The sequence below is a fragment of the Streptomyces sioyaensis genome (assembly GCF_004122735.1).
Lineage (GTDB): Bacteria > Actinomycetota > Actinomycetes > Streptomycetales > Streptomycetaceae > Streptomyces > Streptomyces sioyaensis.
This window is the reverse complement of record NZ_SDIF01000021.1, coordinates 67,846-88,620: the sequence shown is the minus strand read 5'-3', so window position 1 is coordinate 88,620 and position 20,775 is coordinate 67,846. Positions and strand designations below refer to the sequence as shown.

The window sequence follows — 20,775 nt, the reverse complement described above, 5'->3', positions numbered from 1 at the left end:
GGCGACCGGACACCGCGGCCGCACGGCCGCACGGCGCCGTGCCCCGGCGCCCGTTCAGGAGAACGCGGGGATGAGCTCTGCTCCGTAGGCGTCGATGGTGGATTCCTTGGCGTCGTGCATGGCGTAGACCGCGAACTGGTCCACGCCCAGCGCTCTGAGCTGCTCCAGCCGCTCGCGGTGCGCGGCGACGGGACCCAGCAGACAGAAGCGGTCGACGACGGCGTCCGGGACGAAGTCGGCGTGCGGGCTGCCGGCCCGGCCGTGCTGGGCGTAGTCGTACCCCTCACGGGCCTTGATGTACTCGGTCAGCTCCTCGGGCACCACATCGGAGCGCTCGCCGTAGCGTTCGACGAGGTCGGCGACGTGGTTGCCGACCATGCCGCCGAACCAGCGGCACTGCGCGCGGGCGTGGTCGAGGTCGTCGCCCACATAGGCGGGGGCGGCGACGCAGATGGTGACCTCGGCCGGGTCGCGTCCGGCGTCCGCCGCGGCCTGTCGTACGGCCTTGACCATCCATTCGGTGAGGAAGGGGTCGGCGAGCTGGAGGATGAAGCCGTCGGCCAGCTCGCCCGCCATGGCGAGGGCCTTGGGGCCGTAGGCGCCCATCCAGACCGGCAGCTTGCCGTTCCGGATCCAGGGGATCCGGATGCGGTGGCCGCCGACCTCCGCCTCCCGCCCCTCGGCGAGGTCGCGGATGACGCCGATCGCCTCGCCCAGCCGGGCCAGGGTGTTGGGCGGCCGCCCGGCGACCCGCATCGCGGAGTCGCCCCGTCCGATCCCGCAGACGGTGCGGTTGCCGTACATCTCGTTGAGGGTGGCGAAGGTGGAGGCGGTGACCTCGGGGGTGCGGGTGGAGGGGTTGGTGACCATCGGGCCGACGATCAGCCGCTCCGTGTGGTCCAGGATGCGGCTGTAGATGACGAACGGCTCCTGCCACAGGACGGCCGAGTCGAAGGTCCAGCCGTAACGGAAGCCGTTGCGCTCGGCGCGGCGCATCAGGGACACGACGGCGGAAGCGGGCGGGTCGGCCTGGAGAACGAGTCCGAAGTCCACGGCGGGCTCCTTAGATGAGGTACTGGCAGGTGCCGCGCGGGATGTACTGGCCGTGCCCCGCGTGCCCGGTGAACTCCCGCCGGTCGATGACGAGTTCGCCCCGGGAGAGGACCGTTTCGACCCGGCCGGTGAGCCGCTTGCCCTCGTACGGCGAGTAGTCGACGTTCATGTGGTGGGTCTCGGCGGAGACGGTCTGCTCGGCGGTGGGGTCGTAGAGGACGAGGTCGGCGTCGGCACCGGGGGCGATGGTGCCCTTCTTCGGGTAGAGGCCGAACATCCGGGCCGGGGTGGCGCAGGCGATCTCGATCCAGCGCCGGCGGCTGATCCGGCCCTCGACCACACCCTGGTGGAGGAGGTCCATCCGGTTCTCCACCCCGGGCATCCCGTTGGGGATCTTGGAGAAGTCACCGCGGCCGAGCTCCTTCTGCCCCTGGAAGCAGAAGGGGCAGTGGTCGGTGGAGACCACCTGGAGGTCATTGGTGCGCAGCCCGCGCCACAGCGCCTCCTGGTGCTCGCGGGGCCGCAGCGGTGTGGAGCAGACGTACTTGGCGCCCTCGAAGTCGGGCTCGGCGAGATTGTCGGTGGACAGGAACAGATACTGCGGGCAGGTCTCGCCGAAAACGTTCAGCCCCTTGTCGCGGGCCTGGGCGATCTCGGCGAGGGCCTCCTCGGCGGAGACGTGGACGACGTAGAGCGGTGCGCCGGCGACCCGGGCCAGCTGGATGGTGCGGTGGGTGGCCTCGGCTTCGAGCAGGACCCGGCGGACCTCGCCGTGATAGCGCGGGTCGGTCTTCCCCTCGGCCAGCGCCTGTTCGACCAGCACGTCGATGGCGATGCCGTTCTCGGCGTGCATCATCACCAGCCCGCCGTTGTCGGCCGAGCGCTGCATGGCCCGCAGGATCTGTCCGTCGTCGCTGTAGAAGACCCCGGGGTAGGCGGTGAACAGCTTGAAGGAGGTGACGCCCTCGGCCACCAGGAGGTCCAGCTCCTTGAGGGTGTGCTCGTTGACGTCGGAGAGGATCATGTGGAACGCGTAGTCGATGGCGCAGCGGGCGTCGGACTTGGCGTGCCAGGTGTCCAGGCCGTCGCGGAGCGACTTGCCGCGGGACTGCACCGCGAAGTCGATGAGGGTGGTGGTGCCGCCCCAGGCCGCGGCGCGGGTCCCGGTCTCGAAGTTGTCGGAGGAGAAGGTCCCGCCGAAGGGGAAGTCCAGGTGGGTGTGCGCGTCGACGCCGCCCGGGATGACGTATTTGCCGGTGGCGTCGAGGATGCGGTCCGCCGACTTCGCCCAGCTGTCGGCGCCGGGGCTGCCGTGCGCGGCGAGGGCGGCGATCCGGCCGTCCTCCACCAGGACATCGGCGTGGATCTCATCGGCGGCGGTGATCACCAGTCCGCCCCGGACGAGCGTACGTCCCACCATCCCTGCTCCCTTCCGCATCAACGACCTCGTGTGGCACCGGAAGGCGGAGCCCGACGCGCACCGTCCCCTGGGCAGGCCTTGCTCCGCTGACGCCACGTCACAACCGGTCTACACCCGTAGATTCCGGCTGAGAGGGAGACCGTAGAAGCATGTCACCCACGGTGGCAATACCGTGACCGTTCCTCGGTGGAGACTTTCGTGTTGCGGCCACGATCAGCCGGCCGGTTGAACGCGGGCCCGGACGCCGTGTCAGCGGCCGGGGCCGGAGGGGTGCGGGGGTGGCGCGATGGGCAGATATCCGCCGACCCGGGCGGGGACCCTGGCGAGCGGTACGGCACGGACGACGCGGAAGGCGGCAGGTCATGGAGCAGAGCACACCGTGGGAGTTCTCCGACGACCGGGGGCGCCTCGCGGTGGCCGGGCAGCGGCCGTACCGGATCGTGGCGTACATACAGGCGGGGGCGACGCTGTGGGACCACGGCATACGGCCCGTCGGGCTGTTCGGGTCCCCGCACGACGGCGCCGCCCCCGACCCCGCCAAGGGCGGGGAGCTGCCGCTCGCGGAGATCGACTACCTCGGTGCGGGCCACGCCCTGCGTCCGGACGCCCTGCTGGCGGCGGAGCCGGACCTGGTGGTGGCGGTGACCTATGACGGCGAGCAGGTCTACGGCCTGACGCAGCAGACGGCGGAAGAGCTGGAGACCCATGTCCCGCTCGCCACGGTCGCGGTGGGACCCGGCCGCAGCCTGGCCGAGGTGCGCGAGCGGTTCGCGGCGCTGGCCGGCTCGCTCGGCCGGGGTGAACCCCTGGGCGCCGCACGCGAGTTGGACGCCGCGGAGGACGCCCTGCGGCAGGCGGCCGGCGGCGCGGTACGGCCGCGGGTGCTGGCACTGTCGCCCGCGGGCCCCGCGCGGGTGCATCTGGCCCGGCCCGGTTCCTGGCCGGAGCTGCGGGCGCTGACCGAACACGGCGTCGGCCTGCTGGAACCGCCGGCCGGTTCCGGTCTGAACTGGTCCACGGTCGGCTGGGCGGAGGCCGCGGCGATGGCCCCGGACATCGTGCTGACGGACGTACGGATCAACGCCGCCCGGCCCGAGGAGCTCCGGACCGACGAGCACTGGCGCGCGATCGAGGCCCGGGCCCGGCTGCTGCCGTGGAACCCGGAGGCCCCGTGCAGCCGGCGGGCGCACACCCGCTTCTTCCGCCTGGTGGCCGAGACGGTCCGGGAGGCGGCGGCTCAGGCGTAGGACGCGTCCGCACGGTTCCGATCGGACCACCCGGCCCGCCCGGCTCGCCCGGACCACCCGAACCGCCCGGTGACACGCCGCCGGGACGGCGGCCGGAGCCGGAGCGAGGACCCCGGCCCCGGCCTGGCCCGCCCCCGGCCGCGCGCTTCCGGAGCCCGCGCCTAGGAAGGCGCCAGGACCCCCTGCACCGCCTGAAGTGCGTCCGCGAGCAGCGTCGCGCCCTCTTCCGCCTCGGCGACGGTCAGCGTCATCGGGGGCGCGATGCGCAGCGAGGCGCCGCCCTGGCCGCCCTTGCCGATCAGTAGACCGCGCTCGCGGACGCACTTCAGGCGGTGCAGGGGGTCCTGGCGCCTTCCTAGGCGCGCGCTTCCGGAGCCCGCGCCTAGGAAGGCGCCAGGACCCCCTGCACCGCCTGAAGTGCGTCCGCGAGCAGCGTCGCGCCCTCTTCCGCCTCGGCGACGGTCAGCGTCATCGGGGGCGCGATGCGCAGCGAGGCGCCGCCCTGGCCGCCCTTGCCGATCAGTAGACCGCGCTCGCGGACGCACTTCAGGCGGTGCAGGGGGTCCTGGCGCCTTCCTAGGCGCGCGCTTCCGGAGCCCGCGCCTAGGAAGGCGCCAGGACCCCCTGCACCGCCTGAAGTGCGTCCGCGAGCAGCGTCGCGCCCTCTTCCGCCTCGGCGACGGTCAGCGTCATCGGGGGCGCGATGCGCAGCGAGGCGCCGCCCTGGCCGCCCTTGCCGATCAGTAGACCGCGCTCGCGGGCGGCCTCCAGCACCAGTGACGCGGCCTCCGGTGCGCGCTCGTCGGTGCCGGGTCGGACGAGTTCGACGCCGATCATCAGGCCGCGGCCGCGCACCTCCCGTACCACGTCGAGTCCGGCGGTCACCGCCCGCAGCCGTTCGATGAGCAGTCCGCCGACCCGTCGGGCGTTGCCCTGCAGATCGTGTTCGAGCAGGTAGGTGAGGTTGGCGAGGCCCGCGGCCATGGTGACGGGGCTGCCGCCGAAGGTGGAGATGGAGTTCGCGGTGAGCGAGTTCATCACCTCGGCACGGGCCACGACGCCGCCGATGGCCATGCCGTTGCCGATGCCCTTGGCGAAGGTGAGCAGGTCCGGCGGGCCGTTGTCGGCGTGCGCCTGCCAGCCCCAGAAGTGGTCGCCGGTACGGCCCCAGCCGGTCTGCACCTCGTCGCTGATCCAGAGGATGCCGTGCCGGGCGAGCACCTCGCGGAAGGCGGCGTACAGGCCGTCCGGCGGCATGGTGAACCCGCCGACGCCCTGCACCGGTTCGGCGATCAGGGCGGCGATGCCGCCCGCGGTCTGCTGGAGCATGTCCTCCAGGTCGGCGACGCAGGCCGCGATGTAGTCGCGGTCGCCGAGCTCCGCGTACGGGCCGCGGGTGCGCACCCCGCCGTGCACGTAGAGCGTCTGGAGCGGCGAGAGGCTGGTCGGCGACCAGCTCTGGTTGCCGGTGATGCCGACGGTGGAGAACGACCGTCCGTGGTAGCTGTTGCGCATCGCCAGGACCTGGTTGGAGCGGCGGTGGGCGGTGGCCAGCAGCAGGGCCGCGTCATTGGCCTCCGTACCGGAGGTGGTGAAGAAGACCCGGGCGTCGGGGATGCCGGAGAGCGCCGCGATCCGCTCGGCCAGGTCGACCATCGGGCGGGAGAGGTAGAGCGTCGAGGTGTGGATGATGCGGCCGGCCTGCTCGCTGACGGCCTTGGTCACCTCGGGCAGCGCATGGGCCGTCATGGTGGTGAGGATGCCGCCGAAGAAGTCGAGGTAGCGGTTGCCCTCGGCGTCCCAGACGTGCCGGCCCTCGCCGTGGGTGAGTTCGAGCGGCCGCTCGTAGTAGAGGCTCAGCCAGGAGGGCAGGACGGCCTGGTGGCGGGCGTGCAGGCTCGCCGCGTCCTGGGGGTGCTGGGTCATGGCTGCACCAGCCCGTCGTACGCGTCGGGGCGGCGGTCGCGGTAGAAGGCCCATTGCTGGCGGACCTCGTCGATCAGGGAGAAGTCGAGGTCGCGGACGACCAGTTCCTCCTTGGAGTCACTGGCGAGCGCGCCGACGAACTGGCCCCGGGGGTCGACGAAGTAGCTGGTGCCGTAGAAGTCGTTGTCGCCGTACTCCTCGACACCGACCCGGTTGATCGCCGCGATGAAGTACTCGTTGGCGACCGCGGCCGCGGGCTGCTCCAGCTGCCACAGGTAGCCGGACAGGCCGCGGGAGGTGGCGGAGGGGTTGTAGACGAGCTGGGCGCCGTTGAGGCCCAACTGCCGCCAGCCTTCCGGGAAGTGGCGGTCGTAGCAGATGTAGACGCCGATCTTGCCGACGGCGGTGTCGAAGACCGGCCAGCCGGCGTTGCCCGGCTTGAAGTAGTACTTCTCCCAGAAGCCCTTGACCTGCGGGATGTGGTGCTTGCGGTAGCTGCCCAGGACGGTGCCGTCGGCGTCGATCACGGCCGCGGTGTTGTAGTAGAAGCCGGACTGTTCGACCTCGAAGACGGGGACGACGATGACCATGCCGGTCTCGCGGGCGAGGTCCTGCATCCGCCGGACGGTCGGGCCGTCGGGCACCGGCTCCGCCCAGCGGTAGTGCTCGGGCTCCTGGACCTGGCAGAAGTACGGAGCGTTGAAGACCTCCTGGAAGCCGATCACCTTCGCGCCCTGCGCGGCCGCCGCTCTGGCGTACTCCTCATGCTTCGCGATCATCGATTCGGTGTCGCCGGTCCAGGTCGCCTGGACCAGTGCGGCACGCACAACATCGGCCATGAGCTGCTCCTTTGTCGATGCGTCAGCCTGCGGCCACGCGGGATCCACGACCCGGTGCACGGCGCGATCTACGCGTGTGGAGGTGACCGTAAGCCCCGTCACGCACCGTGGCAAGACCATCTCCCCCGTGGCGTGCCCGGGCCCTTCCGGGGAATATTGACAGGCAAGCTTGCAAGTTTGCCTGTCAATCTCCTACGGTGGAGGTATGACGGAAAAGGACCACGAACATCTCGCGACGGAGCTGGGCGCCGCCGTCTCCCTGCTCATGCGGCAGATGCGCGCCGCCTCGCCCCATGGCGAGCTCAGCCCGACCCAGCGCGCGGTGATCGGCCGCATCGACACCGACGGCGAGGCCACCATCGCCGACCTGGCCCGCGCCGAGCGGGTCCGCCCGCAGTCCATGCGGCTGACCGTCGGGGGGCTGGAGGAGCGCGGCGTCCTCGCCCGCCGCCCGCATCCGACGGACGGCCGCCAGGTCGTCTTCTCCCTCACCGAGGAGGGCCGCCGGTTGCTCGCCGTCGTACGGCAGGCCAAGCACAACTGGCTGGCGGTGGCCATCGCCGACCGGCTGACCCCGGAGGAGCAGCGGACCCTGGCGACGGCCACCGAGCTGATGCGGCGGCTGATGTCGCCATGAACGACTCCGCCAGGCCGGGACGGGGCGGCGCGGCGCCGGAGGCCGCCGTACCGGAGGCGGCCGTACCGCCGGCGGCCGGCGCCCCGGCGCAGGAGGCCGGTGCACGGACCGCCCCCGACGGCGCCCCAGACACCGGCTCCGGCCGTGCCTTCGGCGCCCGGCTGATGACGCCCCTGCTGCTCGGCTCACTGCTGAACCCCATCAACTCGACGATGATCGCCACCGCGCTGGTGGCGATCGGCCAGGACTTCCACGTCGGCGCCGCCGACACCGCCTGGCTGATCTCCGCGATGTACCTCGCCAGTGCGGTGGGCCAGCCGTCGTTGGGGCGGCTCGCCGACCGCATCGGGCCCCGCCGGGTGTTCGTCGCCGGTGCGCTGACCGTCTGCGCGGCGGGCGTCCTCGGAGCGCTGGCCCCCACCTTCGCGCTGCTGATCGTCTCCCGGGTCGTGCTCGGGATCGGCACCGCGGCCGCCTACCCCGCCGCGATGGCGGTGCTGCGCGCCGAGTCCCGGCGGACCGGCCACCCCACCCCGCGCCGGGTGCTCGGCCGGCTCTCGCTCGCCGCGCTGGGCAGCGCGGCCGTCGGCCCCACGCTCGGCGGGCTGCTCGCCGCGACCGCCGGCTGGCGCGCGGTGTTCGCGGTGAACGTCCCGCTCGCGCTGCTCGCCCTGCTCGGCGCGCTGCTCTGGCTCCCGGCCGACCGGAAGGACGCCCGGCCGGCGCACGAGGGGACCGCCTCCGCCTCCCTCGACCCCCTGGGCATCGCCCTGTTCGCCGCGGCGCTGACCTGCGCCATGGTCTTCCTGCTGCACCTGGAGGCCCCGCAGTGGCTGCTGCTGGCGCCGGCCGGAGTGCTCGCGGGCGCGCTGGTGTGGTGGCAGCTGCGCCATCCGGCGCCCTTCATCGACCTGCGGATGCTCGCCCGTAACGGCGCCCTGGCGCGCACCTACCTCCGGCACGGACTGACCTACCTCGTCATCTACTGCGTGCTGTACGGCTTCAGCCAGTGGCTGGAGCAGGTGCACGGCGCCTCGTCCTTCCAGGCCGGACTGATCATGCTGCCGATGTCCCTCGCGGCCGCGGTCTGCTCGCTCATGGGCGCCCGGACGAAGGGGATCCGCGCCCCGCTGACCGTCGCCGCGGCCTGTCTCGCCCTGGGCAGCGGGGTCTTCCTCCTGCTCCAGGGCGCCAGCCCGCTGGTCGCGCTGCTGTGTGCCGGGGCGCTCTTCGGCATCCCTCAGGGCCTGTCCTCCACCGGCAACCAGGCCGCCGTCTACGCCCAGGCCCCGGCCGACGGCGTGGGCGCGGCCGCCGGACTCCAGCGCACCGCCCAGTACCTCGGCGCGATCACCGCGTCCAGCCTCATCGGGCTGCTGTACGAGCAGCGCGCCTCCGACTCCGGGCTGCACGAGATCGCCCTGATCGGCGTCGTGCTCGGCCTGCTGCTGCTCACCCTGACCCTCGCCGACCGCAGCCTGCGGCCCGGCGCGACGGGGACCGGGACCGCCGGGACCGGGCCGGGGACCGGGACCGGGACCGGCGGCTGAATCCGGCCATCGGCTCCCCGGCCACCCCGGTCACCACACCACCATCCGTCACCACACAAAGGAGCACCCATGCCCGCCACCACCCTCGATGCCACGACCGCCCTGGTTCTGATCGATCTGCAGCACGGCATCGCCGGTCTGCCCTGCATACCGCTGCCCTCCGCCGAGGTCATCGGGCGCGGCGCCCGGCTGGCCGCCGCGTTCCGGGCGCACCGACTGCCCGTCGTCCTGGTGAACGTCACGGGCGGGGCGCCGGGCCGTACCGAGACCGCACGGCCGGGCGGCACCCCGCCCGCCGACTGGGCGGAGCTGGTGCCCGAGCTCGACCGGCAGAACGGCGACATCCTCGTCACCAAGCAGCAGTGGGGCGCCTTCCACGGCACGAACCTGGACCTGGAGCTGCGCCGCCGCGGCGTCACCCAGGTCGTCCTCGCCGGCATCGCCACCAGCATCGGGGTCGAGTCCACCGCCCGTGCCGCGCACGAGCACGGCTACCACGTCACCGTCGCCACCGACGCGGTGACCGACCTGGACGCCGACACCCACCGCAACAGCGTGGAGAAGGTCTTCCCGCGGCTCGGCGAGACCGACACCACCGAGGCGATCCTCGCGCTGCTCGGCTGAGGCTCAGCGCGGGACGCCGTCGAGCCGCTCCGGGTGTCCGGGCGGACGCCGCTCGTGCCAGCGCAGATCGTCCTGGAGCTGGGCGGCCAGCGAGATCAGCAGGGGCTCGGCGTGGGCCGGGCCCAGCAGCTGGGCGCCCAACGGCAGGCCGTCGGCGCTGAACCCCGCGGGCACGCTCAGGCCCGGCCAGCCGAGGACGTTCCACGGCCAGGCGTACGGACAGGCAGCGATCATGGCCTGATCCGTACGCCAGCCGTTGAGCTTGGCGAGGGTGCCGATGCGCGGGGGCGGGGTGGCCGTGGTCGGCGTCAGCAGGACGTCGTAGGGGCCGAACAGCGCGCCGATCCGGGACTGTTGGCGCCTCTCGACGGCGCGCGCCCGGCGCAGGACCGGACCGCCGAGCAGCCGGCCCATCCGCGCCGCCCCCCGCGTCCGGCGGTCCAGCAGGGAGCGGTCGGGGACCCGGTCCGCCCACTCCCCCACGCCGGCCGTGGCGCGCGGGACGAAGGCGAGCCCGACCAGTCCGTAGTCCGGTTCGGCCTCCTCGACGAAGTGCCCCAGGCGGGCCAGGGTGCGGGCCACCCCGGTCACCGCGGCCCGGACATCCGGGTGCAGCGGCTTGCGGGTGAAGGTGAGGGCCGCCTTCCAGGACAGCGCGATCCGCAGCCGGCCCGGGTCGCGGCCGGCCGCCTCGCGGGCCGCGATGGCGGGCGGCCGGTGCAGATCGCCGTCGTGGTTGCCGCTGGCCACGTCCAGCAGCAGCGCCGCGTCCTCGACCGTACGGGCCAGCGGTCCGATGCCGGTGATGCCCTGGAAGGACTCGGGGTCGGGCCAGGTGGAGATGCGGCCGCGCTGGGGCTTGATGCCGACGAGGTGGGACCAGGCGGCGGGGATCCGCACCGAGCCGGCGCCGTCGGTGCCGAGCGCGGCCGGCACCAGCCCGGCCGCGACCGCCGCGGCCGAGCCGCCGGACGAGCCGCCCGGGGTGTGGGCGAGGTTCCAGGGGTTGCAGGTGTTGCCGAACGCCGGGCCCTCGGTGAACGGCCACTGTCCCAGTTCGCAGGCGTTGGTCTTGCCGACGATGATCGCGCCGGCCGCGCGCAGCCGCCGGACGACCTCGGCATCGCGCTCCTTGGGAGGGAACTCGCCGGCGCAGCCGAACGCGGTCGGCTCGCCCGCCACGTCGGTGTCGTCCTTGACCGCGACCGGCACCCCGAGCAGCGGCAGCCGCTCCCCGGCCGCCAGCCTGCGGTCGGCCTCCGCTGCCTCCGCCATCGCCGCCTCGGCCCGTACCCGCCGGAAGGCGTTGACCGTGCCCTGGGTGGCCGCGATGCGCTCCAGCGTCCGCCGGACCAGCGCGGTCGAGGTCACCCGCCCTTCGGCCAGCGCCCGCGCCTGCTCGGCGAGGCCCTCCAACTCCCCGGCCGGTGCACCGACGTGCCGGGCCGGGGCCGCTCCGGTCTCGCTGTCCTGGCTCTCGTCAACGCTCACGCTGCGTGCCCTCCCTGGGACCGCTCATTCGAACGAACGGTCCCAGGAGGCTAATCGCCACCTCGATCACCATCAACGGCGCCGCGCGGGGCGGCACATCGACGACACACGGACGGCACACAGGGGCCGGGCGGGTATCGGCGGTGTGTCGTGCGGGTCACCCACCGCGGGGCGGGGGCCGGGCGGACCCGCCGGCGCCGTCACTTCGGGTGGACGACCATCGCCGAGCCGCCGCCGCGCCGTACCTTCTCGGCCGCGGCCAGCCAGCGGCCGTCCGGCAGCCGCTGGACGCCGGTGGCCGCCCCGATCTCCGGGTTCGGCTTGAAGGCATGGCCGAGCGCTTCGAGTTGGGTGCGCAGCGGGCTGTTCCACAGGGCGGGTTCGAGATCGGTCTGTGCCGCGTTGCGCTGGCTGGCCCGCGGTGCGGCGATCGCGTCGACCAGCGGCATCCCCCGGTCGAGGTGGTTGACCAGGGTCTGCAGCACGGTGGTGATGATGGTCGCGCCGCCGGGCGAGCCGAGCGCCACCACCGGCCGGCCGTGGCGCAGCACGATCGTCGGCGACATGGACGACCGCGGCCGCTTGCCGGGACCGGGCAGGTTCGGGTCACTCCACTTCGTTCCGTCTTTGCTCTGTTGTGAGTCCTTGGAGGCAAAGCGTCCGGCCGGGTCGGCGGGCGCGAAGGAGAAGTCGGTGAGCTCGTTGTTGAGCAGGAAGCCGCGGCCCGGGACGACGATGCCGCTGCCGCCGGTCTGCTCGATGGTCAGGGTGTAGGCGACGACGTTGCCCCACTTGTCGGCGACGGTCAGATGGGTGGTGTTCGGTCCCTCGTACGTCGTCGGGGCGGCCTTGCCGGCACTGCCGCAGGGCTTCGGGTGGCGCGGGTCGCCGGGCGCCAGCGGGCTGGTCAGGGCCTTGTCGTCGCGGATCAGGCAGGCCCGGGAGTCGGCGAACCGCTGGGAGGTCAGGCCCTTGGTCGGTACGTTCTCCTGCGCCGGGTCGCCGACCCAGCGGCCGCGGTCGGCGAAGGCGATCCGGCTCGCCTCCAGGTACCGGTGCAGATACTGCTGCTCGCTCAGCCGCGAGAGATCGCTCTTCTCCAGGATGTTGAGCGCCTCGGCGACGGTGGTGCCGCCGGAGGAGGACGGCGCCATGCCGTAGACGTCGAGGCCGCGGTAGCGGGTGTGGGTCGGCGCCTGGCCCAGGGCCCGGTAGGCCCGCAGATCACCCGCGGTCAGCTTGCCGGGCCGCACCCTGCGGGTGGAGCCGGGGCGCACCGGCGGCTTCCGGACGGTACGGACGAGGTCCCGGCCCAGCGCGCCGTCGTAGAGCGCACCGACGCCCTTGTTCGCCAACTCCCCGTACGTACGCGCCAGATCGGGGTTCTTCAGGGTCGAGCCGACGGCCGGCAGCTTGCCGCCGGGCAGGAAGAGGCCGGCGGTCGCCGGGAAGTCCCGGAAGCGCGCCTCGTTGTCCGCGGTCTGCTGACGGAAGGTGGCGTCGACCGTGAACCCGTCGGCGGCCAGCTTGCGGGCCGGGCCCAGCACCTGGCCCAGGGACCGGCTGCCCCATGTGCGCAGGGCGGTGTCCCAGGTGGCGGGGGTCCCCGGGGTGCCGACGCCCAGCCCGCTGGTGACGGCCTGGTCGAAGGGGAGCGGGGTGCCGTTCTCCAGGAAGAGGTCCTTGCCGGCCGAGCGCGGGGCGGTCTCCCGGCCGTCAAGGGTGCGTATCGAGTGGGATCTGGCCTGGTAGTAGACGAAGTAGCCGCCCCCGCCGATGCCTGCGGAGTAGGGCTCGGTGACGCCGAGGGCGGCGGCGGTGGCGACCGCGGCGTCCACGGCGTTGCCGCCCTTCCTGAGCACCGAGATGCCGGCGGCGGAGGCGTCCGCGTCGACGCTGGAGACGGCCCCGCCGTAGCCGACGGCGACCGGGGACTTCTCCGGTGCGGCGGTGGCGCGGCCCCGCGCCGCATCGGGGCGCGGTGGCGCGGCGGACCCGGCGGCGGCCGGAATCGCCACCATGGAGCCGGCCAGCGCGGCGGCCGCTCCCAGGACGGTGAGGCGTCGGGCTCTGGTCATACCGGGATTCCTCCAAGGGCCTGCGAGGGGGCGGCGAGGGCCGGAGCCTACTCGCGTGCACAGCGCCCGGACAGAGGGTGCTCCGGAAGCGGTACGCCCATGTCCGTACGGATCGGCCACCCGCCGCGCGTACGGATCCGCCGCCCTCTGCGCGTAGGCCCGGCTGCCCTCTGCACGCACGAACCGGCCGCTCGTGCGCGTACGGATCAGCTCCGCGTTCGTGCACGGATCAGCTGCGCGTTTGTACACGGATCCGGTAGGCCCGCACGGACCGGGACAAGCCGCCCCGGCACCCCGCCCGCCCTCGAACACACACCCGGACTGCCGCTACGCTCCCCGGCCATGGACGACACCCTGAAGCTTCTGACCGCCGCGGCCGTGGCCCTCCTGGTGGGCCTGGCCGCCGGCTGGGCCGTGCGAGCGGCGGCCGTCCGCCACAAGCACAGCCGTGAACAGGCCTTCTTCGGGCTGCCGGACGGTTCGGAGTGTGTGCTGGTCACCCACCGGGACAGCTCCTCGGCGCACTGGAGCATCCCGCGCCCCGACGCCCTGGCGCTGCTGGGGCTGGCCGGGGTGATCGAGAGCTGCGGTGCCCACCCCGAGGTCGCTCCGCACGACACCGGGCTCCAGGGCTTCGGGGCGCGCACCGAGTTCTGTGTCGGCGACCCGACCGCGCACCGCAGGCTGGCCGCCCATCTGGCCAATCTGCTGCCGGGCGTCGCGGTGCATCCGGGCGACGAGTCCGGCGCGGGCCGCGGCACCTTCACCATCGGCGGCTCGACGTACCGGGTGGAGCCCGGCGCCGTCGAGTACGTGCTGCTGGCCCGGCTGCGGGCCGGTGAGGGCGACCGTCCGGTGTTCCTGGCGGCCGGCCAGCGCCCGGTCACCCACCGGGCCGCGGTCAACCATCTGGTCCGCAACCGCGCCCGGCTGGCCCGGAAGCACGGCGCCGAGGGGCAGTTCTGCCTGCTGCTGAAGGTGGTCAACTCGCAGGCGTACGGGCCCGATGTCGTCGAGCTGGTCGCCGATGTCACCAAGGCCGCGACCACGGCCGCGGAGCCGAAGGGCCACCGGGCGGCGGCCTGAGCGCGGGCGCCCGGCCGTGCGGGCCGATCGGGTACGGAACCCGCCCGCCCCGTGTCGCTCCCGCCGCCCCGGAAGGCCGCATGAGAGCACCTGAAGGGTGACCTCCGATGAGCACACACGTGCCAGGCGGGCGTTCCTTCAGGCCGCGCTCGTGCTCGGTACGCTCGCCGTCGGCCGCGTGCTGTTCCCGTCCGGCGCCGCGGAGACGGGTGGCTCGCACCGCACCCGTCCGTCGGCGCCCCGTACTGCGGGAGCCGACCCGCCGGCGGGCGCCGGTCGGCCCGCCACGGCCGGCGGCCCGGACGGTCACCGGCTGCGCCCGATGGCCGGCGAGACCTCCCGTTCCGGTCCGGGCGCCTCGCCACCGCACCCCGATGTCGCCTTCACGCTGTCCACCGACCGCCGCGAGATCTTCCTGACCTTCGACGACGGTCCGCACCCCCGTCACACCCCCGACATCTTGCGGATCTTGCACCGCCACGACGCCCGCGCCACGTTCTTCGTCATCGGCGAGAACGCCGTCGCGTTCCCGGACCTGCTGCGGGACATCGCCGACGAGGGGCACGCCGTCGCCAACCACACCTGGACCCATCCGCAGCTCACCACGCTGCCGCCGGGCGACGTACGCAGCGAACTCGGCCGCACCAGCAGCCTGCTCGAAGAGGTCCTCGGCAGCGCCCCCGACCTGGCCCGCGCCCCGTACGGCGCATGGGACGACCCGTCGCTGAGCATCTGCAACGACCTGGGCATGTCGCCCGTCGGCTGGGCGGTCGACTCGCAGGACTGGACGACCCCCGGCGCCGACTTCATCGCCGACACCGTCCTGTCCGAGATCGGCCCCGGCGCGATCGTCCTGTCGCACGACGGCGGCGGCGAGCGCACCCAGACCGTCCAGGCGCTGGAGTGGTATCTGCCACGCCTGCTGGACGACGGCTTCCGTCCGATCCGCATCGAGCCGTGACGCCCCGGCTCCTGACGACGACCTGAGGACGGCCGCACGCCGGCCGCGCAACGGGACCGTGTTCGCGCCGCCCAGTACGGCCGGCCGGCAGCGCAAGGTGAGAGCCGTCACCCGGCACGCCGGAAGCTCACCCTATGGTTTATCGTTCAATTGGAAGCGGCGCCGCACGACGGCGCCCGCGGGCCCTCCCCCAGGGAAGCCGGCCCACCACCGCGCGGCAGGAATCCCGGCGGCCGTCGCCGTCACCACTGCGCGCCCCCGAGCCGCCCCGGCCGAATTCCCCCGTTCGGCCGGGGCTTCCCCTTTTCCCGGCCGGGCGCCGGTCCGGTCGCTCAGCGCAGATACGACGCCCCGTTGACGTCGAGCACCGCCCCGGAGACCCAGACCGCCGCCGGCGAGGCAAGGTAGTGCACGGCGGACGCCACATCCTGCGGCGAGGCGACCCGGCCGAACGGGCTCTGCTGCCGCACCTCGTCCGTCAGCCGGTCCGCGACCCGCTCGGTCGCCACGAACCCGGGCGCCACGGAGGCCACGCCGATGCCGTACGGCGCCAGATGGACCGCCAGCGACTGCCCCATCGCGTGCAGCGCCGCCTTCGACGCGCCATAGGCCGGATGGTCCGGCTCGCCCCGGAACGCGCCCCGCGACCCGATGTTGACGATCCGCCCCGCCACCTCCCGCTCGATCATGTTCCGCGCCACGCAGTGCGTCACGTGCGCCGCCCCGAGCAGATTCACGTCCACCAGGCGCCGCCAGATCCGCTGCCAGTCCTCGAAGGACGTGCGGTCCAGCGGGTGCGGCTCATTGGCGGCCGCATTGTTGACGAGCACATCGACCCCGCCCAGCCCGTCCACGGCCGCCTCGACGATCGCCGCCGCCCCCTCCGGCGTCCCCACATCGCCCTGCACCAGGACGTGCCCGCCGCCGGCCAGCCCCTCGAACGCCTCCTGGGCCGCCTCCCGCCGCGACGCGTAATGCAGCGCGACCCGGTCCCCGTGCGCGGCGAAGAGCTCCGCAACCGCCCGGCCGATCCCCCGCGAGGCCCCGGTCACCAGCACCGCCCGGCTCATCGGACGCCCTCCGCCCGCACACCCGCACGGCAGCAACAGGCCGAACGGCTGCGGGACATGCAGAGCTCACCGGACGCCCAGGGACGGTTCATCAACAGATCAGTCCTTACCTCGTGCCGTGCCACGAATGATCGCAAGGAATCGTACGGAGCCGCACGGGAAGCAGGAACGGCCGGGCGGCCACGGCGAACCGCGGCCGGCCCGGACGCGCCCCCGGGCGGCGAAGCCACGTGCTGCTCCTGGTCGGCTAGCGCGACACGAGGAAGTGGACCTCGCGGGGCCTGACCTCCAGGTCGCTCAGGCCCTCGGGGGTCGCGCCCATCTCGCGGCCGACCTCGGCCGCCGCCGAGAAGGCCTCCTCGGACTCGAACGCGCCGGTGGTGACGACGGCCTCGCCGTCCGGGGTGACCCAGACCCCGACGGACAGGAAGCCGGGCTGGCGCCGCGTCGCATCGGCGACCTCGTGGCAGTTGCGAACGAACTCCTCCAGGTGCTCGGGGGCGGGGTAGTGGAAGGCAACGAAACCGAATGACACAGGTGTCCCCTCTCGCGTTATACGATGCCGTACAACGCGAGCCTAGGTCGTTATACGGCTCCGTACAACAGGTCGGACAGGGTGAGGTGAGCCACCGATGGGCGCATTGCGCACACCGCGGGAGAAGTGGGTCGAGGCGGGGCTGCAGGCGCTGGCCACGGGCGGGGTGGACACGGTGCGGGTCGAGGCACTCGCCAAGGCGCTGGGGGTGACCAAGGGCGGCTTCTACGGGTACTTCGCCGACCGCGACGCACTGCTGACCGAGATGCTGGACACCTGGGAGCGCGAGAGCGTCGACGACGTCATCGACCGGGTGGAGCGGGAGGGCGCCGACGCGCGGGACAAGGTCCGCTTGGCCGGGCAGCTCACCTTCTCCAGCGACCGCCTGCTCCCCATCGACCTGGCCATCCGCGAATGGGCCCGGCGCGACCACACCGTCGCCGACCGCCTGCGCCGCGTGGACAACAAGCGCATTCAGTTGGCGCGCGACGCGATCGGCACCTTCTGCGCCGACCCCGACGAGGTCGAGGCCCGTGCCCTGCTCGCCTTCTGCACGGCCATCGGCAGCCACTTCCTCGCCGCCGACCACCCTGGCCGCGACCGCGCCCCGGTCATCGCTCGCGCCGCCGACATCATCCTCGACGTGCCGCGGGGCAACCCCGTGGGGTAACACCGCCCCAGGCCCCAGGCTCCTGGAGGCACTCGGTCATGAGGTGGGCGACTCGCCTCGGTGTGCAGAGGGCTCCACCGGAAAGAGCTGCCGCAGGCGTGCCTGAATCAGCGGGAGGCCGACCGTGGGGACGTCATAGTGGCCGGCCCCCTCGAAAACGGCGAGGTTGATGTCGTTGGCGTTGGCCAGCATCTTGTTGACGACGTGATAGGTGACAGCGCCCGGGCTGGTGATGTCGTCGGCCCCATAGAGCCAGAGGACCGACCCCGGCAGTGTCGAGTTCTCAAGCTTCCCTTGGTTCCGCTCGTAGAATCGCCTGTTCTCCGGCAGCGCGTTCGGAGCGTCTCCGCGAATTCCCGGATAGGACGCCAAGCGGTGCGAAGGCGAGGAATTCAGATAGTTTTTGATATCGCGCTTGACCATCGCATTCAGATCATCGAGACACGTCCGCCAGTTCTGCTGGTAGAACCTCAGCATATTCGGGCCGTAGATCCGTTCGGGGTCGACACGATAGCCCGCACGGAGTTGGGTCTTCGTGAAGTAGATGGTTTCCGCGTTGGCGAAGACCAGCTGGTCGATCTGACGGTCCGTGGGCGTGGTCCCGGGTTTGGAGGCGTGGGCGATGTCCCGCCACAGGAGCTTGTTCATGGCGGGGACGTCCGGGACGGGGGCGAGGGCGATCGTGCCCCGATAGTCCAGCGCGGGCTCTGCCTTCTTGGACAACCGGGAGTAGTACGCGGCGGCGAGCGCGGAAAATCCCCCTTCGGACCAGCCGGCCGGCACCCATTCCCCGGACGCCCGGCCGCCGAGATACCGTTTCGCGGCAACTGCGGCGAAGACCATGGACTTGCCCTCGCTGGAGAGATGGTAATAGCCGTGCCCTGTCGTGACGCCGGCCGCCGTCGGGCCCATCCCCTCGTAATCCGGGGCCACGACAGCAATTCCCATCTTCAGGACGGCCGCCAACAGCACGGCGTTCGGCCCGTCAGCCCATTTCTTGTGTTCCTGGAGCTGGACGCTCGGTGCGCACTCCGGGGCCCATCCGACGGTCCCGTGACCCCATACGAAAAGGGGCCAGCCACCGGCCGGCGGAGATTTTCTGGGCGTGAACAGCATGGCGGTCGCCTTGATCCGGTTTCCCTGAATTCCCGGCATGCGGTAGACGACCAGTTTCCCGTCGGCCACGGTGGACAGTTCGCGGGGCACGTTGCGCAGCGGTGTGGGAGTGCCCACCACGTCGCCGTTGCCCGTGGTTGCCCCGGAACCGTCGGAGCTTCCCGGGGACGTGACGAACGCGCAGCCGGTGAGGACCATCGTCAGCAGCAGCACCGCCGCCGCTCTGACGGTCCGTCCGATGCGTCGTCCCCTGGGGCTGCCCACCCGCCGGCCGCCTTCCTGGGGAAGGCCCCCTTCCTGGGGAAGGCCCCCTTCCTGGGGAAGGCCCCCTTCCTGGGGAAGGAAGCGGCGGACGCACGGCCGGAGCGGATGGGGGTGCCCGGCGGCTTCGCGCATTGCTGATGACCGCACCTGTGCCTGCTTCCTGTTCGTGTCGTCCTTCTCCCAGGCCGTACACAGGAGTGCTCAATGCCGGGAGCCGTGCTCTGTGACGGTAGGCACCGACAGCTCGTTCGCGCCTGCCCAGGCGCCGGTCTGATGGCCCGTTGGGAGGCTCTGGGCCACGTGTGGCGCCGATCTGATGGCCCGTTGGGACGGCTTGACCTCGTATGCCGCCGTCATGCGGGGCGATGTCCACACACCGTCAGCCGGGGCGGTGAACGCTCCACCGGACGGCGTCTCCAGCGGGCGGCGGCCGACCGCAGTGCTTAGCGTCACCAGCAAGCGCAGCTCTCCCGGTTCTGCATCGTGCTGGCGGACGTTCCCGGGCGGCTCAGGAATGTGACACCTCGCGATGGAGAGATGATGGCAAAGGGAAAGCCGTGGGCTGGCAGGGCCACGAAGCGGATGAGCCGCACCGCAGGGACCTGCACACTCGCCGTGGGGCTCGCCTTCGCGGGCTGTGTGGTGCCCGCCGAGGCGAGTTCGCCGCCGGGGCCCCGCTTGTGCGCGACCGTACCGGCGCCTCCGACGGGGAGCCCCCCTGCACCGGAGCTGATCACTTCGGGCCCCGGCGTGTGGAGCTTCGTCTCCGCGCCACGGCTTCATCCCATGCGCGTCAGCGTGACCGCGCAGCGGCGGGGAACGGCACCCGGGAACATCTTCGTCGGCCCGTACACCATCAGCAGCCCGATGATCGGCCAGACCGGCGCGCTGATTTCCGAGAACTCCGGTGCCCCGGTCTGGTTCCGTCCGCTGCCCTCGACGAGCCTTCAGAACGCCGACTTCAAGGTGCAGACGTACTACAACCACCGGAACCGCCGGGCAGAGCCCGTGCTGACCTGGTGGCAGGGGTCCATCGCGATTCCGCCCGCGTACACCAACCTGCCGGGCGGCGCCCCCGAACCGGGCGGGTGCTACTACATCTACGACAGCCACTACCGCCTGGTCCGAACGGTTTTCGCCCGGCACGGCTTCCATCCGGACGAGCACGAATTCATCCTGACCCGCAGAGGAACCGCACTGTTCATCGCGACCAAGCCGATCCCCATGGACCTCAGGCGCTACGGCGGTCCGGAGAACGGCGCCATTCTGGACAGCGAGGTTCAGGAGGTCGACCTCGCCACGGGGGAACTCGTCTTCTCGTGGGACATCCTCGATCACGTCAATCCGGCCGACTCCGAGGTGTCCGCCTCCGATGCGTCGTCATCCGGAGGAGTGTGGGACGCCTACCACATGAATTCGATCGACGAGGGACCCAACGGTGAACTGCTGATCTCGGCACGCAACATGTGGGCGGCCTACGACGTCTCCCGACGGAACGGCCGGATCCGCTGGCAACTCGGCGGGAAAAGGAGCGACTTCACCTTCGGCCCGAACGCGGACTTCTTCTGGCAGCACGACGTCAGATTCCGGCCGGGACGCCGGATCAGCATGTTCGACGACGGCTGCTGCAACCAGCCGGACGGCACACCGGAGCAGGAGTCCCATGGCCTGGTCCTCAACATCGACTTCGCGCACCGCCGAGCGACCGTCGACCAGACCTACTACCACGCACCGCCCTTGTTCTCCGCCTCCCAAGGAAACACCCAGGCCCTTCCGCACGGGAACCAGTTCATCGGGTGGGGGCAGAACTCCTACTACTCGGAGTACGCCTATCCGGGAAACTCCCAGTACAACGGCTTGCAGAACCTGCTCTACGACGCGAAGATGCCGGGCTCCGACATCTCCTACCGTGCCTACCGCAACCGATGGGTCGGCAAGCCGTACTACCCGCCGAGCGCGGCGGCCCGCGCGAGGGGCGGACGCACCGTCGTCTTCGCCTCGTGGAACGGATCCACGGAGACCAGAGGGTGGCAGCTGCTCGCCGGACCCCGTCCCCGCGCCCTGCGGGTCGTCGTCGGACGCGCCCCCCGTACGGGGTTCGAGACGGCGCTCGGGACCGCGAACCGGGGTCCGTACTTCCAGGTCAGGGCGCTTGACGCGCACGGACGGGTGCTCGGTGCGTCGAGAATCGTGACGCCGGCCGGATGA

17 protein-coding genes are annotated in these 20,775 nt (G+C 72.3%); 8 read left to right on the top strand and 9 right to left on the bottom strand.

From position 1 onward, the window contains the following. Positions 1-54: 54 nt before the first annotated feature. Both EST54_RS10620 and hydA read right to left on the bottom strand, forming a co-directional pair. The gene (locus tag EST54_RS10620; RefSeq protein WP_129247350.1) at positions 55-1,053 is read right to left on the bottom strand and encodes a TIGR03842 family LLM class F420-dependent oxidoreductase; all 999 of its coding nucleotides are present in this window, start codon (positions 1,051-1,053) and stop codon (positions 55-57) included. A gap of 10 nt (positions 1,054-1,063) precedes the next feature. Next, entirely contained in the window at positions 1,064-2,473 is a 1,410-nt protein-coding gene (gene hydA / locus EST54_RS10615; RefSeq protein ID WP_129247349.1) for a dihydropyrimidinase, read from the bottom strand. Between the two features lie 362 nt (positions 2,474-2,835). Here hydA and EST54_RS10610 point away from each other — a divergent pair, with 362 nt between their 5' ends. Continuing rightward, the gene (locus EST54_RS10610) at positions 2,836-3,720 is read left to right on the top strand and encodes an ABC transporter substrate-binding protein (RefSeq protein WP_129247348.1); all 885 of its coding nucleotides are present in this window, start codon (positions 2,836-2,838) and stop codon (positions 3,718-3,720) included. A 603-nt stretch (positions 3,721-4,323) separates the two neighbouring features. Here the strand turns inward: EST54_RS10610 and EST54_RS10595 are convergent. Beyond that, positions 4,324-5,646: an aspartate aminotransferase family protein gene (locus EST54_RS10595; RefSeq protein ID WP_129247347.1), complete on the bottom strand. Its 1,323-nt coding sequence runs from the start codon at positions 5,644-5,646 to the stop codon at positions 4,324-4,326. Then, on the bottom strand, positions 5,643-6,485 hold the full coding sequence (locus EST54_RS10590; RefSeq protein ID WP_129247346.1) for a nitrilase-related carbon-nitrogen hydrolase: 843 nt from the start codon (positions 6,483-6,485) through the stop codon (positions 5,643-5,645). The genes EST54_RS10595 and EST54_RS10590 overlap by 4 nt, the downstream gene beginning before the upstream one ends. A 205-nt stretch (positions 6,486-6,690) precedes the next feature. Between EST54_RS10590 and EST54_RS10585 the strand changes: the two genes are divergently transcribed. From EST54_RS10585 to EST54_RS10575, 3 genes are all read left to right on the top strand, one after another. Next, positions 6,691-7,122, top strand: coding sequence for a MarR family winged helix-turn-helix transcriptional regulator (locus EST54_RS10585; protein ID WP_129247345.1), 432 nt, complete (start codon positions 6,691-6,693; stop codon positions 7,120-7,122). Further along, positions 7,119-8,672 carry an MFS transporter gene (locus EST54_RS10580; RefSeq protein WP_239012660.1) on the top strand — a complete coding sequence of 518 codons (1,554 nt, stop codon included), beginning with the start codon at positions 7,119-7,121 and terminating at the stop codon, positions 8,670-8,672. The genes EST54_RS10585 and EST54_RS10580 overlap by 4 nt, the downstream gene beginning before the upstream one ends. A 69-nt stretch (positions 8,673-8,741) precedes the next feature. Next, positions 8,742-9,296, top strand: coding sequence for an isochorismatase family protein (locus tag EST54_RS10575; protein WP_129247344.1), 555 nt, complete (start codon positions 8,742-8,744; stop codon positions 9,294-9,296). Between the two features lie 3 nt (positions 9,297-9,299). Here EST54_RS10575 and EST54_RS10570 read toward each other — a convergent pair whose 3' ends face one another. Further along, the gene (locus tag EST54_RS10570) at positions 9,300-10,787 is read right to left on the bottom strand and encodes an amidase (RefSeq protein WP_129247343.1); all 1,488 of its coding nucleotides are present in this window, start codon (positions 10,785-10,787) and stop codon (positions 9,300-9,302) included. A gap of 200 nt (positions 10,788-10,987) precedes the next feature. Beyond that, positions 10,988-12,865: a gamma-glutamyltransferase gene (gene ggt / locus EST54_RS10565; RefSeq protein ID WP_129247342.1), complete on the bottom strand. Its 1,878-nt coding sequence runs from the start codon at positions 12,863-12,865 to the stop codon at positions 10,988-10,990. 342 nt (positions 12,866-13,207) lie between these two features. Between ggt and EST54_RS10560 the strand changes: the two genes are divergently transcribed. Both EST54_RS10560 and EST54_RS10555 read left to right on the top strand, forming a co-directional pair. Continuing rightward, a complete protein-coding gene (locus EST54_RS10560) occupies positions 13,208-13,951 on the top strand; it encodes a hypothetical protein (protein WP_129247341.1) in 744 nt (247 codons plus the stop codon). 97 nt (positions 13,952-14,048) lie between these two features. Then, positions 14,049-14,912 carry a polysaccharide deacetylase family protein gene (locus EST54_RS10555; RefSeq protein WP_129247340.1) on the top strand — a complete coding sequence of 288 codons (864 nt, stop codon included), beginning with the start codon at positions 14,049-14,051 and terminating at the stop codon, positions 14,910-14,912. Between the two features lie 332 nt (positions 14,913-15,244). On the opposite strand, the gene EST54_RS10550 is transcribed toward EST54_RS10555, so the two are convergent. After that, a complete protein-coding gene (locus tag EST54_RS10550; RefSeq protein ID WP_129247339.1) occupies positions 15,245-15,982 on the bottom strand; it encodes an SDR family NAD(P)-dependent oxidoreductase in 738 nt (245 codons plus the stop codon). Positions 15,983-16,229: 247 nt separating this feature from the next. Beyond that, on the bottom strand, positions 16,230-16,517 hold the full coding sequence (locus EST54_RS10545; RefSeq protein ID WP_129247338.1) for an antibiotic biosynthesis monooxygenase: 288 nt from the start codon (positions 16,515-16,517) through the stop codon (positions 16,230-16,232). Between the two features lie 97 nt (positions 16,518-16,614). Here EST54_RS10545 and EST54_RS10540 point away from each other — a divergent pair, with 97 nt between their 5' ends. After that, the gene (locus EST54_RS10540; protein WP_129247337.1) at positions 16,615-17,187 is read left to right on the top strand and encodes a TetR/AcrR family transcriptional regulator; all 573 of its coding nucleotides are present in this window, start codon (positions 16,615-16,617) and stop codon (positions 17,185-17,187) included. Between the two features lie 36 nt (positions 17,188-17,223). Here EST54_RS10540 and EST54_RS10535 read toward each other — a convergent pair whose 3' ends face one another. Next, positions 17,224-18,516, bottom strand: a complete 1,293-nt coding sequence (locus tag EST54_RS10535; RefSeq protein WP_129247336.1) for an alpha/beta hydrolase family protein — start codon at positions 18,514-18,516, stop codon at positions 17,224-17,226. A gap of 837 nt (positions 18,517-19,353) precedes the next feature. On the opposite strand from EST54_RS10535, the gene EST54_RS10530 reads away from it, so the two are divergent. Further along, entirely contained in the window at positions 19,354-20,775 is a 1,422-nt protein-coding gene (locus tag EST54_RS10530) for an arylsulfotransferase family protein (protein WP_129247335.1), read from the top strand.

Coding starts and splice junctions, on each gene's coding strand:
- hydA (WP_129247349.1), bottom strand. CDS start 2,473: ATGGTGGGACGTACGCTCGTCCGGGGCGGACTGGTGATCACCGCCGCC.
- EST54_RS10610 (WP_129247348.1), top strand. CDS start 2,836: ATGGAGCAGAGCACACCGTGGGAGTTCTCCGACGACCGGGGGCGCCTC.
- EST54_RS10595 (WP_129247347.1), bottom strand. CDS start 5,646: ATGACCCAGCACCCCCAGGACGCGGCGAGCCTGCACGCCCGCCACCAG.
- EST54_RS10590 (WP_129247346.1), bottom strand. CDS start 6,485: ATGGCCGATGTTGTGCGTGCCGCACTGGTCCAGGCGACCTGGACCGGC.
- EST54_RS10585 (WP_129247345.1), top strand. CDS start 6,691: ATGACGGAAAAGGACCACGAACATCTCGCGACGGAGCTGGGCGCCGCC.
- EST54_RS10580 (WP_239012660.1), top strand. CDS start 7,119: ATGAACGACTCCGCCAGGCCGGGACGGGGCGGCGCGGCGCCGGAGGCC.
- EST54_RS10575 (WP_129247344.1), top strand. CDS start 8,742: ATGCCCGCCACCACCCTCGATGCCACGACCGCCCTGGTTCTGATCGAT.
- ggt (WP_129247342.1), bottom strand. CDS start 12,865: ATGACCAGAGCCCGACGCCTCACCGTCCTGGGAGCGGCCGCCGCGCTG.
- EST54_RS10560 (WP_129247341.1), top strand. CDS start 13,208: ATGGACGACACCCTGAAGCTTCTGACCGCCGCGGCCGTGGCCCTCCTG.
- EST54_RS10550 (WP_129247339.1), bottom strand. CDS start 15,982: ATGAGCCGGGCGGTGCTGGTGACCGGGGCCTCGCGGGGGATCGGCCGG.
- EST54_RS10540 (WP_129247337.1), top strand. CDS start 16,615: ATGGGCGCATTGCGCACACCGCGGGAGAAGTGGGTCGAGGCGGGGCTG.
- EST54_RS10530 (WP_129247335.1), top strand. CDS start 19,354: ATGCGCGTCAGCGTGACCGCGCAGCGGCGGGGAACGGCACCCGGGAAC.